The following is a 15,157-nucleotide window of genomic DNA, read 5'->3' on the forward strand; positions in this document are numbered from 1 at the left end:
TCTCAATCCCGCAGTGGGAAAAATTGCGCGGCGTCGGCCAGCGAGTGCAGCAGCGTCGCCTCTTCCGGACTGCCCATCCATACCGCGACGGCGCTGTAGTTGTCCTGCGAGGCCTGGTCGCCGTCATTGTTTCTCTGAAGATACTGATTCATCAGGGTTAACCACTCCTGCGGGGTATTGACCATCTGCAGGGAGGATTTCATCTGCTCTTCGCCAACGCCGTGCCAGAAACCATCGGTACAGAGCAAAAAGGCATCGCCGTCTTCCACCGGCACCACATCGCTATAGCTGGCTTCCGCGCCGTCGCTGGCCATGCCTAACGCCCGGTACAGCAGATTACTGTTAATATCGTCGGTCTGATGTCCGGCATCTTTCATCTGTTGGACCAAACTGTGGTCAGTGGTGACGTGGTACAGCCAGCCGCGGCGAAACAGGTATAACCGGCTATCGCCGGCGTGGGCCCAGTAGGCCAGCTTATAATCGCGATCGATAAACAGGCTCACCAGCGTGGTGCCCATTCGCCGATAATCCGGCGTCGCCTGCTGTTGTTGGAGAATGGCGCCGTTGGCCTGCTGCACGTACTGGCGAATGGTCTGGGCGTTCAGATGATTATCGCCGTCAAACCGATCCAGAATCGCGTTGCGCGCCAGTTCCGCCGCCACCTCGCCGCCGGGCAACCCGGCAATGCCGTCGCAGACCACAAAGCAGGCGGAGCGCTCACCGACGCATTCGCCGGTCTGATCCTGATTGCTGGCGCGCGTTCCCTGGCGGGAAAGAGAAGCCGTGGTAATGTCCATTATTCTTCCGATCCGCTCTGTGAGTCTTTGTACTGATTCACTTCCATGTCATAGGCATAGAGGAACGCTTCGCCAAACAGGGTGTGGAAATCGTCTTCAATTTCCCCGGCGGTTTCGCCGTAGGTACGGACAAAATAGTCCCATAACGCCGCTTTCCGGCTGGCCGGAAGCGCCAGGCGCGAAGTGTGGCCATCGCGTTTAGCCTCTTCTTCCAGTTGCTCGGGGTTAAAGGACTGCAGCATCGCGGCGATAATGGCGCGGATCCCCGAGATCATCCCTAACTGATGGGCCTGCAGGTCGATCAATGCGTCGCGTACCGATTTTTTCGGCGGCATAAAGCCCGGCATCCGCGCGCCGAACATCTGCATCAGCACGGTTTTCCCGGAAGGCAACAGCTTGAACGGGTTGTTGGCGTCGTCCAGTACCATGGTCATATCGGCTTTGACGCCGCGTTTGAGGATCGAACGCGAAGAGAGCAGCGCGACGGTGCCCTGCGAGAACATGCTCAGCATTTGACCAAGCTGACGCATATTCTCTTTGTCGAACTGCGGCACCGGCTGCATATCGCCGAGCCCCATGCCTTCCAGTAAGGCTTCCAGTAGCTCTCCCTGCAGCACTTCGCCGTTACCCGGCTGCGGCGTGCTGGTCGCCTGATGTTCATGACGTACGGGATCGATACGCAAGCGCCCTTTTGGCGTCTGGGCGGCTTGCCGCGCCACGGCCTGCGGCGTCGGTAAGGTTATTTCCGGCGCTTCTTCGCGCGCTGCCGCGGGCGGCTCCTGCGGCGGCTGGGTCATTAATAATGGCGAATCAAAAGCGGCATCAGGCTCGTCGGCAACCGTTTTAGCAGGCTCTTCGGTGCTGAAGGCATCTACCGATGTCAGCGGCGCGCCGCCCATTAGCCCCAGCGGATCGTCATGACGCGCGGTTTTGGCGCTAGCGTCGCCGCCGAAGAGCGCCAGCGGATCCAATTCTACCTGCGGCTCATCGGCGACAGGCTGAGCCGGTTTTTCAACTGGCGGCACCAGCGTCGTTGGCGTAACGTCGGCAAAGATACTGTCGCGGTCAAATGGGGTGTCATCGGCAAACAGGTCGTCCGTCGCCACCGGCGGGCGCTCAAACAGCGGTTCGCTATCAGCGAACATCGCCAGCGGATCTTCCGGATTACGTTCGGCAGGCTTCGGCTCGGCAAAGGGATTCGGCGCGTTATCGGCCTGCGGCTTGGCCCGGCTGCTGGAGATGCTGTCGGCAATCGAGAATTCCTGCATCAGGCTATCCCAGATTTCTGACGGCACCGCGGTTGGCGCGGCTTCCGCCACGGCGGGCGCTGCGGCTGAGTTTGGCGTTGTCGGTTTCGCAGTGACAGGCGGCTGACCGCTCGCCGCCATTCGGCTGATCGGTTGGCTATCCTGCAGCAGATCGCTGACTTCGATGCGATAGTCGTCAATGGCGAGGATATCGCCATCCTGGAGTTCAACCTGACGCCCCCGCTCCAGCGGGATCTCGTTGAGTACCACCCGCGTCACGTTGCCGCGATTGGTAATTTTGCACTCGCCGTCTGCCGCCACGTGGACGATGGCCTGCAGGCGAGAAATGGCGCGGTCGTCATCCGGCAGCACCAGGTTATTGTCCGTGCCGCGCCCAATGGTACCGCCCGGCGCGTAAAAGTCACAGCTCCCCTGCGGGGGCTGATGACCGGCTTTGGTCGAAATAATCGTGAATCGCATAGCCTATTCCTGCTGATATGATTGGCGCACAAACGCTGCCGCTCTCGAAATAAGAACGGCGGCGTTTGCGGGGGCACATTTTATTCAGTCTGTGTAAGCTTAAATTGCCCTGAAGCACTTTCTACTAAGGAGAATCGAGCACCATAACGAACGGAATCGTTTTTACCAGACACCTTTAGTGCAACATCATATTCTCCAGCTTGCCATGTAATACCACTCCATTGGTGACACTGCTGGCTATTTAACATCGCGGTAGGGCTGAACGTCGCTGGCGGTGATATTGGTTTCCATTCATTGGCCGTTTTTTTCATAATGGTGGGCGAAGAACTAGTGATAGGCGCTTCCAGCCCTGAGTTAACGGGGAGAGCAAAACAAGGTTCATTGTTTTTTAGTGTTACTGAAAACGTCTGATATTGTGCCGGGTGAGGTACACAGGCGTTTATCATGATTGTGAACGCCAATATAATAAAAAATTTACTCATAACCATGTCCGCCGATCTTTAGGGTTTTTAATAAACAAAGATAACGCCTGTAAATATTTATCTCTTAGATTTGGCCCAATAATCCCCTCAAAACCTGTGATGTTTACAAAATCGCCCAAGCCGTAATTAATTAGATAATAATAATCTGAAATTATAGAGGCCTGCTGTTCCATACCAAAGTTCGACAATTTCTTGTTTGGAGGTAAAGAGTAATTATAACTCACTGCCCAACTGAATACCCCTCTGGTTCGAACATTCATTCCAATCTGATGCTGCAAAACATGAACCATCTCGTGTATGAACCAGTGCTTATATCGAGGAGGCTCTGTTGAAAAATCATCACGATAATGCGGCTCTCGGAAATACATTTCACCATTAGGTGTCATTGCAACATTATTTGATTGCATGTTAAATGGTAAGTAACTTTTATTATGTACTTTAACTTCAGGATATTTTATTGCGCCGCCAAAAACCAAACGTGCCAATGCTATCTCGCCGATAGTAAGAGAACGATAACCCCCTTCCTGCAAATTTGCCATGTATCCTTCCTCCTTGATTGAGAATGGCCGGGGAAAATCCCCGGCACGTAGGCAATTATGCTTCTTTATTTTCTTTGATATTCCAGCCGGCGCTGCTTTCTGCCCCTTTACCGCCAGCGGAAGTCTGCTCCCAGTACTGCTGTTTCACTTTCGCCGCCTGGAAGGCATAGGTTACGCCAACGGTGTCGCCGTTATCGGCGCCTGTGTACTGCACGGAAGTCACCAGTACATCTTCGAGGGTGATTCGCGCATATTCAACCTGCTGACCACCGGCTTTGCAGACCGAAAGTTCAACTTTGGTCAGGTGCTTGCCGCTGGAGCAGTGCTTCAGAATCGCGGTGGTGGATTTGTCGATCAGCGCATTTACGTGCAGGTCGTTGAAATTCACTTTACCCGCACCGCCACCGCCGCCCACGCTCATATTACCCGGCTGGGATGCGCCCCAGGAAAAAGAGGTAATATCAGTCCAACCGGTGTGATTAGAATCTTTTGATTCACCGGTTACACCCTCGACCTTCAGAAACATATCAATAGCCATAATATCTACTCTTCGTTAATGAAAATTATTGCTTTCGAAAAAGCACTTATATGGCAAACAGGAAAGCATGGGGCTGAATAAAACCATCCATATTTTACTATTGCCTCAAGCCTGACGAGTTAAACCGTACAGACCACTTCAGAATAGCCGCATTATGACAGCAACTACTCTAAGTTCCCTTCTGTCACTCAGTATTTCGGACAGGTGATAGACAACTAATACCTGGTTAATCTAGAATAAATCCAACCAACTACAGCAAAAAAGGATTGATGAATGAAAAAAGCGCTATCGGTAGCATTGATAATTATACTTTCAATTATTGGTATATTTTCTCTTATCAATATTTTTCAATCATTATGGTATATTATTTCGCTTGAATCATTCAATACAATAAATATTGGACTGCTTGTCGGAAAAATAATTTTCACCGCCCTTGTTTTTATGGTGTTTCGTATTTTAATCAAATTGTGTCGCGCATCACAACTTTGAATTTTCCCTCTCTGCGAAATAGTATATGGCGAGAGATGCGATAATAAGCAACATCAAAAGAAACACATTTTTCGCCAGCACTACAATATCACCACCCCAGTCACATACAAAAATATAATAACCTAGAGTTGTAAAAAATAGAATGAATGAAAAAATCAAAAGAATATAAACACATAAGTATTTAATGATTTTATTTAACACGACCAACCCCTGATAGGAAATGGTTGAATATTTCTTTATCTATAGCGCCATGAGCTTGTTGGTAGTTGATTGCAATGATAAATGGCTTAATATTATCCTCAAGCAGAAAATATAATAAATCTAAATCACCAATTCCTCGCAATTGATTATAAATCTCTTTGTTTAAATTGCGTAGCTCATATGATGTATAAATGGCCTCGAAATAGACGCCCCCACACTTAATACTCCAGTCACACCTACGGACACTAAAAAACGAGGAATTATTTTAGAAATAAACAACGAAACCAACTCGTTCACAAATGCCATTTTGAAAGCAATGCCACCAACTTGCGACCCCCCAACTTTTATCAGAAGTTCTCTCGATTGTTCTTCAGAAAGACCACATAAATAACGTTTTATCACCACATTCACTAATCTGCGTACTTCTTCTGAAGTTACACCTTTTTTAATGAGGCTGATAAGCCTGATTTTATCTGTTTCATTGCGCCAGCGATGATCAGAGTCTAGAAAATCTTTAGACAACATCCAAAGATCTTCTGGAATAGACATGAAGCCACTAATCGTGCTGTTAGCAAAAATCTCAATACTGCTTTTTTTGCCAGAGTCAAAAATTTTCAACATACCATCGGCGATTTGTTTCGGCGTACTCATTCCCAAATTCGAATCTCCCTGTCGTTAATTATATATCTCAACATAATTGTCCATTGAATAGCAGGAATGCAAAGTTGAAATTAATGCTAGTTATCCTGACTCCAGGTTTTATTAGGATCACCGATGATTATCTGCGAAGTTAATTTATCCAGTTCCGTACTATGATAAAGGCGCAAACAATTTAAGGTAACGCCCTGAGTTGCGGGTTGTCTCTCGGAATGAAAGCCATTGGTGGCACTTTTGTATTTAGCAATAATGGCGTTAATTTTGTCATTACCGTTTTCAATATCGAAAGGTACCCACTCCAGCAACGTATTGCTACTGCGCGCAGCATCCTCAGAAAACTGACTTTTATCATCGGCTACCTGCGCCAGACAGCGGGATAAAACCACGTCTTTAACAACCTGCTTATAAGGTAGCTGTTTAACAAACAATACCGGGTCGTCCCCGGCATAAGCCGACGCACTGCTAGCAAGCAGCAGACTGATAATGATTCTGTTCATGGCAACTCCCAAAAATTGGCTTTGGTTGCTACCTCAATTCCCAAAATTCATCATGTTGTCGCCAGGGAAGCCTCATGACGTCGCTCCCTTTTTGCAAGGCAACTCCTTCGCCAACGCTTCGGTAATCAGCATCGCCGCAGGCTGTTTAATTCGCTCGTCGGGCAGCTTTTTGAAATAGCCGTAGACGCTTTCTCGAAGCGATCCCGGCAGTGCCTGCTGATAACCGCACCAGGCTTTACCTTCTGTTGCATCCATCACGCCAAGCAGATACATATTGGCCTTTAACTGCTGCTGGGTATTGTCTTGCGCCAGCCAGGCCTGGAGAAACTTTTCACCGCTCAACCGCACATCATTACGTGATAGTTGATTGGGATCGCGCAGTAAATTGGCGGAGTCATCAGCCGCCTGGACGACCGTAAATGGCGTCAGTACCGTGAACAGTCCCAGCGTGCAGAGTGGTAATAATTTCATTTCTTTACCTTCTTCCATGGCGTGGTAGCTGCCGGGAGTTCCCTCCCGGCGGCATCATATTACGCTTCCTTGGTCTTCAGCGACGGCAGCTTGGAAACCAGACGCAGCGACACGGTAAGCCCTTCCAGCTGGTAGTGCGGACGCAGGAAGAACTTCGCGGTGTAGTAACCCGGGTTGTCTTCGATCTCCGCTACCTGCACTTCAGCGGCCGCCAGCGGTTTGCGCGCTTTGGTCTCCTGCGACGAGTTAGCCGGATCGCCATCGACATAGTTCATCACCCAGTCGTTCAGCCAGCGTTCCATGTCATCGCGCTCGCGGAAGGAGCCGATCTTGTCGCGCACAATGCACTTCAGGTAGTGAGCAAAACGGCAGCAGGCGAACAAGTACGGCAGACGAGCGGCCAGACGGGCATTCGCCGTGGCGTCGGCATCATGATATTCCGCCGGTTTCTGCAACGACTGCGCGCCGATAAAGGCGGCAAAGTCGGAGTTTTTGCGATGGATCAGCGGCATAAAGCCGTTTTTCGCCAGCTCCGCCTCGCGGCGATCGCTGATGGCGATCTCGGTCGGGCATTTCATGTCCACGCCGCCATCGTCGCTCGGGAAGGTGTGGCAAGGCAGATTTTCCACCGCGCCGCCGGATTCCACGCCGCGAATGGAGGTGCACCAGCCAAACTCTTTGAACGAGCGGTTAATGTTCGCCGCCATCGCATACGCCGAGTTGGCCCAGGCGTAATTGTTGTGATCCGCGCCGTCGGTCTGCTCTTCAAAATCAAAACTGTCCACCGGGTTGGTTCGAATCCCGTACGGCAGGCGCGACAGGAAGCGCGGCATCACCAGCCCCAGATAACGCGCGTCTTCCGACTCGCGCAGCGAACGCCAGGCGGCGTATTCGGTATTCTGGAAGATTTTGGTGAGGTCGCGCGGGTTCGCCAGCTCCTGCCAGGACTCCATCTGCATCACTTCCGGTGCGGTACCGGTAATAAACGGACAGTGCGCAGCCGATCCGATACGCGCCATTTCGCCCAGTAATTCCACATCCTGCGGACTATGGTCGAAATAGTAATCGCCGACGATGCAGCCGAATGGCTCGCCGCCAAACTGGCCGTACTCCTGTTCATAAATTTTCTTAAAGATCGGGCTCTGGTCCCAGCCCACCCCTTTGTAACGCTTCAGAGTGCGCCCCAGCTCCTGCTTTGAGATGCTCATAAAGCGGATTTTCAGCATTTCGTCGGTTTCGCTGTTGTTGACCAGGTAGCTCAGGCCGCGCCATGCGCTTTCCAGTTTCTGGAACTCGTCATGATGCAGGATCTGGTTCACCTGCCGCGACAGCTGCTCATCGATACCGGCAATCAGGTTCTGGATGGTGCGATAGGTGTCGTTGGAAAACGTGACGGTGTTTTCCAGCGCCTGCTGCGCGAGGGTTTTTACCGCGTTTTCAACGGCGGAACGCGCCTGGTCGGTTTTCGGGCGAAACTCTTTGTTCAGCAGCGCGCTGAATTCATCCTGGCTAAAGGCCTGGCTGGACTGCTGCTCATGTTGTTGAGTCGGGTTGCTCATCGATTACTCCTCGCTACCTTTCGCACTGTCGTCTTGTTTCGGCATCTGGCTCAACGATTTGAGCAGCGTCGGATCCTGCAAAATTTTAGCAATTAGCTCTTCCGCGCCGTTTTTACCGTCCATATAGGTGAGCAGATTTGAAAGCTGAGTACGGGCTTCCAGCAGTTTGTTCAGCGGCTCCACTTTGCGGGCCACGGCATCCGGCAGGAAGTCGTCCATGCTGTCGAAGGTTAAATCGACGTTCAGTTTGCCTTCGTTGGTCAGCGTATTGTCGACCTGGAAAGCGACGCGCGGTTTCAGCGCTTTCATACGTTCGTCGAAGTTATCAATGTCGATGTCGAGGAACTTACGTTCATCGACCGCCGGTTGATTGTCGAGCGGTTTACCCACCAGATCCGCCATCACCCCCATTACAAACGGAAGCTGGATTTTGCGTTCCGCACCATAAATCTCTACGTCGTACTCGATCTGTACGCGGGGCGCACGGTTGCGTGCGATAAATTTCTGCCCACTTTTACTTATTGCCATGATGTTCTCCATCGAAGATGCGCGGTAAAGGTTGAGCGCCAGACCTTATGCCTGTCGCCATAATGTCCGGACGCGTCAGTCGCGACGTCCAAAAATGTTTTCCAGTTGATGAACGCCGTCCGGCACTAAATCGCGGATGATGTCCATAAAATCCAGCTCAATCAGCCGCTGTACCCGTTCAATCATCAGCGGCGCGGGGTGACTCGGTTCGTGCTGGGCGAAGTACTGTTTTACTTTTTCCAGCATCTGCTGCGCCTCGGCGCGGCTGCTGATTTGCGCGCTGCGCCAGTCAACGGCAGACGGCGGCGGCGCGTTGGGTATCGCTTGATGTTCACTCACGGCACTCTCCTCGCGGGACGCGTGAAAGGACGAAATATCGGTTATCTGGCAGGCGCCGGCGACGATACCGACGGTCTTCTGCAGTTGTTCCATTTCCGGCACGCCGCTTTCACCCAGACAATCGCTCAATATTTCGCGGATGGTCTGCAAGCGCTGGTGAATGGCGAGGATGGCGTCAATCCCCGGCTGTCCGCCGCGGGCCAGTTCATCAATCAATCGCGAACGGCCGCCGGGATAATCCGCGCATTCGGTTTTACTGCCATCGAGCAGCGCCTGCGCATCGCGCAATAGCAGTTCATCGCCATTACTGCGTAACAACACGGCATTGCGTAACGCGCTGGTCAGCGCTGATTTATCGCTTAGCCCCGCGAGCGCATTGATGCGGTAAAACGGATCAGTTTCGCCATACTCTTCCAGCAGCGGATAGATAGGCTGCCAGTAAAGCGACAGCGCCTGTTGCACCAGCAGCAGGCCATCCGCGTAACCACTCAGGCCGCGGCGTTTTGTCCACGCCTGAGTCAGCGCCAGCATGACGCGCAAATCTTTGGTGCGGCTAAGTAGCCCAGCCGCCAGCTTTTCTACCGTCGTCCAGTCAGCGGGTTCCGCCGGGATAATGGTGTCGCCGAACTGCTGCTCGGCTTTACCCTGCATCGCTTGTTCCATTGCCTGGAAATCGGCGTCATATTCGAGGTTTTCACCGCAGGGCTGCTCCGCGCTAACCGGAGCAAGGAATTCATCAATATTCATGGCCTACCTGCTTATTCAAACATTGGCGGATACAGACCGTGACGGCCCGGCCTCGCACCCCCGGCGGGATCAAACAGCAGCGTGAACAGCTGGCCGGTCAAATTACCGCTATGGACGTGGGTATAGAGCGGATAACCATCGGCGCGGTTGGTCCACCAAAAACTGGTCTGACGCTGCGGATCAAAACAGTCCGCCGCCTGCTGCCAGCCCAGGGAGCTTTGCCCATCTTGCTGATAACCAATCACGTCGAGTATTTCCGAACGCTTTTCCGCCTCTACCAGCTTTGGCGCCGGAATAGCGAGTAGCGCCTGGTCAAGTTGTTCAGCGGAATAGCCATTGCGTACCGCATGCAGCAGCGTTCTGCCCACCTGCTGATACCACTCTCCGGCCTGAGTGAGGATCGAAGGCGACCACTCCAGCGGGTTGAAGGCCATTTGCGCGCAGATAGGATACTGGCGACCTACCCGGTCGCGCCCTGGGATCAGACAGCCCATCTGCACCATCTGCCCGCTCAACATCGGCGGAACGATAAAGTTCCATACCGGCGCGTTGCTGAACTGGCGTTCGCCGCTACGCTGTTGCTCCTGTTGCCAGGCCATCAGCCCAACCTGAAACCATTGCGACCACTGGCGAACCAGCATGTCCGGAAATCGACGTTGTAAAAAATCGCCGGTACTGGGGAGTTTCCCGTACCAGCTCATCGCAGGGGCGTGAGTCATTCGGCTTTCCTTGCGGTTATGGACATGAGAAACGGGGAAGCTGGAACGGATTGCGGATACTGTTCGGCGCAAACTCCAGCGTGACCTGGTAACCATCGACATTAAACGTTGCCTGACGGCTCAAACTGCTGCTGCCGGGCGCGGTGCGCGCTTTATCAAAAAAGCGGTTCAGCGCCCATGAGCCGCTGGTCACCAGGGTCGAGGTGGTACCATCGGCCAGACCGAGTTGCATACGCACCTGGTTGGTGCCGCCCGGCCCCGGCCAGTTCATCATTTGCACCGCCTGCGGACCGTGGCTATAGCGCAACTGCTGGCCATCAACATCCAGCGTCAGGTTGAGGATCCGGTTGTCCATGTTGATGGTGCGCACCGTCACTTTAAATGACGGCGTGGTCGCGCCATTGGCAAAGAACGCGTCGCGGATCGATTGCGCCTGCTGGAAAGGCCTTAATAACCCTTCACTACCCGGCAACGTTTTGCCATCGATGCCGGGCATAAAACGCCAGCTGGACTGCGTGGTATCGACCTTATTGGTCAGGTTGTCACGGAAGAAGGTATCCATCATGCCGGTGCCCGGCGCAAACATACGCGCCAGATCGTCCGGCGTGACTTCGCTACTGGCGCTGCGAACCAGCGGATAGCGCCCGGCGATAGCCTGGCGGCAGAAACCGCCAACTTCCACGTTAATCCGTTTACGTACGTTATCGAGATCGCGGCGCTGGGTATCACTGCTGGCACCGACTGCCATTTTGCTGAACATGGTTTGCAGGCCGCCCGGTAAGCGCCCGGCGCTGGCCTGTAGACGGCTAATCGCGTCGCCGCCCGGCGGTTGCATACCGCTGTTGGCGGCATCCTGTACCGCGGTCAAGTAGCGATAAAGTTCATCGATCTGTTTGAGGAAATCGTCGAACACAATCGTTTTGCCGCCCTTTTCCAACGGCTGCGCCAGTTCGATCAGCGGCGCGTAGTGTTCCGTTACCAGCTGTTCCGGCGTCTGGCTAAGCGCCGCGCCCTGGGTTGTGCCGCCCTCATCATGGCGGAAAAGCGCTTCCAGCGTTCGGGTAGCGCGGTTGCCCTGCTCGGCTGAGTTTTCGCTTTTAACCGTATCCGGCTCGGCGCGCGCCAGGTTCAGCACCTGACTCAGGTTGATAACCAGACGGCGCAGCGGCGAGTTACTGGCGGAAAGCAGGCGCGCGGTGTTGATCCGCGATGACAGATCGGCGCTATTGTTGAGCTGAATATCGGCAAGGAAGCGATCCCAGTTGGCGATAAAATCACGCATATAGAGCTGGCGGACGGCGTTATCGGTTTGCTGTTTATCTTCCGACGCGCTGGCGGCGCCCAGCACCCAGATATCATCTTCATGCAGCGCGCTGGTCACGTTATCGATCTGTTTATTGAACACCTGCCAGTAGCCATCTGGCGTATACAGGCCGGGAACGCCCTCAGCGATCGGCGTACCGCTTTTACGCGAGAACACCAGTTCGCTCTGCGGCCCGCCGAGCGTCGCCAGCGATACCGCTTTCAGATTGTCATCATGCTCAAGTAGACGTTTCAGACGACCGTACACTCTTGAGGAGAGCGGCTGCTGGTTAATCAACGCCCGCTCACGGGCGATCAGCGCATCATCCCTGGCATACGGCGAGGACTGGATTTGCGGTTCCAGTAGCTGGACCAGATGCCCTTCCAGCTGTCGTAGCTGCGTCTGCGTCACGTTTTGCGGCAGGTTACGCTGCAGGTTAAGCATCACCCAGGAGAGTAGAAACTTGCCGTCATACTGCTTGGGCTGATAGAGCATCTGATAGGCTTTCAACGCCTCATAGCTATATTCGGCGTCACTGCCATTGTCGTTGCGCAACCAGGTAGTGATACGCATGGCGACATCCGGTAGCAACATTTGCTGCAGCGCTTTTTGATACAGCGTCTGCGAGGCATCGCTGACATCATTTCCGCGGTAGAGTCCCATCCGGCGGCTTACCGGCGGATCGTTGACGTCAAAATCGGCACTCTTCGGCAATTCCAGCAGGCCGTTGAGTAGCGGCAGCATGGCGAACAGATCGCGCTGCTCGGGGTTTTGCAGCGCTTTGCTCTGCTGCTCAACCTGCGGCACCTTCGCCGAGACTTCTTCCAGGTAGGCCTTGTTTTTGCCGTAGCTGGTCAGCCACAGTACGCATGAAACGATTAACAGCGCCGCGAGCGCCGCATAGCCTGACCAGATCGCTGCGCGGTTACGCAGTTCCCACCAGCGGTTCTGCCCGGCGATGCCGGCTTCCTGGAAAATCACGTTTTGCAGCAGGTTTTTAATGAAATAACTCTGGCCTTTGGCGCCGGGGATCGGCGCTTCTTTACTCACTGAGTCCCAGTTGTCGTTTTCATTTCCCTGTGGCAAAGACAGCGCGCGATTGAGTTCGCCCATCACGCGGTCGAACGGTAGCCCTTCCTGGGTACCGCTGGCGAAATAAATGCCGCGCGGTGAAAACTCGGTTTCAAAGTTAGAACGGGCAAAGACGGTACTCAGGTAATCGGCTAACAGCGGCCGCAACGCCGCAAACTCTTGCGGGAACAGCCAGGCTTCGGCGCGGGTTTTGGCATCATGCTCTTGCAGCATTGTATCCGGCAGCCCGGCTTCAAGCCGCTGTTGCAGTAGCGCAAACTCCTGGGTAAAGCGGCCCATCAGGTCGAAGTCGGCAAGACTTGCCTGCTCCCACGGGAAAGTGAAGCCCCAGATTTGATCGCGCTGCGCCTTGTCGTAATCGGCAAACCAGGCGCGGAAGCCTTTAAGCAGGTCGGCCTTCGTCACCAGTACGTACACCGGGAAACGAATACCCAATTGTTCATGTAGTTCAGAGAGACGCTGGCGCAGATTAACCGCCTGCTGCCGCGAGGCCTCCGTCGATTGCGTTAACAGGTCGGAGATACTTACCGTGACAATAACGCCGTTAATCGGCTGGCGGCGGCGGTATTTACGCAATAACCCCATGAACTTCAGCCACTCGCTGGCGTCCTGCGCCTGCTCGCTCTCCTGGGTGGTATAGCGCCCGGCGGTGTCCAGCAGCACGGCCTCGTTGGTAAACCACCAGTCACAGTTGCGCGTGCCGCCGATGCCGCGTAACGCCGTTTTTCCGAAGCGGTCGGCCAGCGGAAACTGCAGCCCGGAGTTCGCTAAGGCGGTGGTTTTACCGGAACCGGATGCGCCAATAATCACATACCATGGCAGCTGATACAGATAGTGGGTGCTAAACCGCTGGGTCCACTGGCCATTGCCGGTTTTGCTGAAGTGCGCTTTTTTCAACATTTGCGCGGCTTCATCAAAGCGATCGGCGAGGATCTGGTCTTCACTATTGAGGCGCTGCTGCGGATCGTTACCCTTCGGCGTGTCTTCCTTCAGGTTATCCATCAGCTTGCGGTTGAGCCAGGCGTTGTACAGACGCGGCAGAATGTGGCTTTGCGCCCAGATGAGGTACACCAGCGCAATAGATATAACGCGGTTTTGTTCCGATTCCAGCGGCCGGGTATCGACAATCGACAATAGCGGGCCAATCATCCAGATGACGGCCGCCACCGCCGTAGCGCCGAGAAAACCCCACAGCAGCCGGTTGGTCAGTATGGAAAGCAGAAGTGTCAGCATCCTTAATTTCCTTGGGGCAATCCGTTCAGCTCAGCCCGGGTATTATCGGGCGACACCAGCAGAGTAATTTCCACACGGCGGTTACGGGCACGGTTCTCAGGAGTAGTATTCGGCGCGATGGGATTCATTTCCCCTCGCCCTTCGGCTTTTACGCGTTCGGGCTGCGTCAGATGATTTTGCAGTTGCTTTTGTACCGATCGCGCACGTTCCAGCGACAGTTCGTAGTTCGAGGCAAAGCGCGCGCTGCGGATAGGCACATTATCGCTATAGCCGACCACCAGAATGCGGCCGCTGACGTTGTTCATCGCTTGCGCAATGCGGTCAATTACCGGGTCGTAGCGATCGCGCACCACCGTCGAGGCCGAAGCAAATAGCCCGTCGCCTTTGAGGATCACCACGCTGCGGTCCGCTTCGTCACGTACCGCAACCAGCCCTTCGGCAATTTCCGGGCGCAGAAAACCTCGCAGGTTAAGTACCGCCGGCAATTTTTCCGCCGGCTGAGCAATCGACGCTTCCGGCAGCGGGGTCTGGTAAATTTTCGCCAACACCGGGTTGGTGGCATCGCCAAGCCGCCAGTTAAGAATGATATAGAACAGGCAGGCGGCGAACCCCGCCAGCGCGACGCAGGCCCATAGCGGCACCACCGGATGCCACAGTTTACGCAGCACCGGGCGATCCTCGCCGTGAACCGATAACGGCGGCGCGTAGCCGCCGCGTACGCCGCAAATCATTTGCCACAGGCGCTGCTTGATGGTTTCCAATTGCGTACGGCCGTTATCCATTACCCGATAGCGTCCTTCAAAACCGAGCAATAAACAGTAGTTGATCAGTTCCAACAGATTGATGTGTTCGCGCGGATTCTGCGACAGGCGCGCAAGCAACTGGAAGAACTTCTCCCCGCCCCAGGTTTCATTGTGAAAGGTCACTAAAAGACCGCTGCCCGACCAGACGCCGCTACTCCCCCATGGCGTCAAGGCCGCAGCCTCGTCCAGCGCGGTACACAGACAGTAACGAGCGCCGACTATCACTTCGTAGGGTAACCCCGCCTGCTGAGCGCGCACTTCAAAACGGCGGATTTCATCAATCAAACGCTGGCGCAAACCGGCCTGGTCATCGTGAGATACCGAATGACGGATCTGTGGGATCGCATTTAGCAATGGGTTGGCGGCCGTCACCAGGGGATTATTGCCGCTTACGCCATGGCTGGCAGCGGCCTGTTGTTCCTGCATCATCAACGCT

General features: G+C 54.1%; 14 protein-coding genes. All 14 read right to left on the minus strand.

Annotation, left to right across the window (positions count from 1 at the left end):
* Positions 1-2: 2 nt before the first annotated feature.
* On the minus strand, positions 3-797 hold the full coding sequence (locus PGS10_RS01605) for a PP2C family protein-serine/threonine phosphatase (RefSeq protein WP_015705455.1): 795 nt from the start codon (positions 795-797) through the stop codon (positions 3-5).
* Positions 797-2,524, minus strand: a complete 1,728-nt coding sequence (tagH, locus tag PGS10_RS01610) for a type VI secretion system-associated FHA domain protein TagH (protein ID WP_315710508.1) — start codon at positions 2,522-2,524, stop codon at positions 797-799. The genes PGS10_RS01605 and tagH overlap by 1 nt, the downstream gene beginning before the upstream one ends.
* An 80-nt stretch (positions 2,525-2,604) precedes the next feature.
* The gene (locus tag PGS10_RS01615; protein WP_213316095.1) at positions 2,605-3,012 is read right to left on the minus strand and encodes a putative T6SS immunity periplasmic lipoprotein; all 408 of its coding nucleotides are present in this window, start codon (positions 3,010-3,012) and stop codon (positions 2,605-2,607) included.
* Positions 3,003-3,545, minus strand: a complete 543-nt coding sequence (locus PGS10_RS01620; protein ID WP_316422305.1) for a hypothetical protein — start codon at positions 3,543-3,545, stop codon at positions 3,003-3,005. The genes PGS10_RS01615 and PGS10_RS01620 overlap by 10 nt, the downstream gene beginning before the upstream one ends.
* 55 nt (positions 3,546-3,600) lie before the next feature.
* Positions 3,601-4,083: an Hcp family type VI secretion system effector gene (locus PGS10_RS01625; protein ID WP_015366565.1), complete on the minus strand. Its 483-nt coding sequence runs from the start codon at positions 4,081-4,083 to the stop codon at positions 3,601-3,603.
* An 852-nt stretch (positions 4,084-4,935) separates the two neighbouring features.
* Entirely contained in the window at positions 4,936-5,424 is a 489-nt protein-coding gene (locus tag PGS10_RS01630; RefSeq protein ID WP_316422307.1) for a hypothetical protein, read from the minus strand.
* Between the two features lie 86 nt (positions 5,425-5,510).
* On the minus strand, positions 5,511-5,927 hold the full coding sequence (locus PGS10_RS01635; protein WP_316422308.1) for a T6SS amidase immunity protein Tai4 family protein: 417 nt from the start codon (positions 5,925-5,927) through the stop codon (positions 5,511-5,513).
* 72 nt (positions 5,928-5,999) lie between these two features.
* Positions 6,000-6,398 carry a Rap1a/Tai family immunity protein gene (locus PGS10_RS01640; RefSeq protein ID WP_227505045.1) on the minus strand — a complete coding sequence of 133 codons (399 nt, stop codon included), beginning with the start codon at positions 6,396-6,398 and terminating at the stop codon, positions 6,000-6,002.
* 59 nt (positions 6,399-6,457) lie between these two features.
* Positions 6,458-7,957: a type VI secretion system contractile sheath large subunit gene (gene tssC / locus PGS10_RS01645; protein WP_045382220.1), complete on the minus strand. Its 1,500-nt coding sequence runs from the start codon at positions 7,955-7,957 to the stop codon at positions 6,458-6,460.
* A 3-nt stretch (positions 7,958-7,960) separates the two neighbouring features.
* On the minus strand, positions 7,961-8,485 hold the full coding sequence (tssB, locus tag PGS10_RS01650) for a type VI secretion system contractile sheath small subunit (protein WP_032711669.1): 525 nt from the start codon (positions 8,483-8,485) through the stop codon (positions 7,961-7,963).
* A 75-nt stretch (positions 8,486-8,560) separates the two neighbouring features.
* Positions 8,561-9,571, minus strand: a complete 1,011-nt coding sequence (gene tssA, locus PGS10_RS01655; protein WP_316422310.1) for a type VI secretion system protein TssA — start codon at positions 9,569-9,571, stop codon at positions 8,561-8,563.
* A gap of 11 nt (positions 9,572-9,582) precedes the next feature.
* A complete protein-coding gene (tagF, locus tag PGS10_RS01660; RefSeq protein WP_316422311.1) occupies positions 9,583-10,290 on the minus strand; it encodes a type VI secretion system-associated protein TagF in 708 nt (235 codons plus the stop codon).
* Between the two features lie 16 nt (positions 10,291-10,306).
* Positions 10,307-13,918 carry a type VI secretion system membrane subunit TssM gene (gene tssM / locus PGS10_RS01665; RefSeq protein WP_316422312.1) on the minus strand — a complete coding sequence of 1,204 codons (3,612 nt, stop codon included), beginning with the start codon at positions 13,916-13,918 and terminating at the stop codon, positions 10,307-10,309.
* A gap of 2 nt (positions 13,919-13,920) precedes the next feature.
* Positions 13,921-15,150, minus strand: a complete 1,230-nt coding sequence (locus PGS10_RS01670; protein WP_047079152.1) for a DotU family type VI secretion system protein — start codon at positions 15,148-15,150, stop codon at positions 13,921-13,923.
* Positions 15,151-15,157: the final 7 nt, after the last annotated feature.

The organism is Klebsiella sp. 141153 (genome assembly GCF_032601995.1).
Lineage (GTDB): Bacteria > Pseudomonadota > Gammaproteobacteria > Enterobacterales > Enterobacteriaceae > Klebsiella > Klebsiella aerogenes.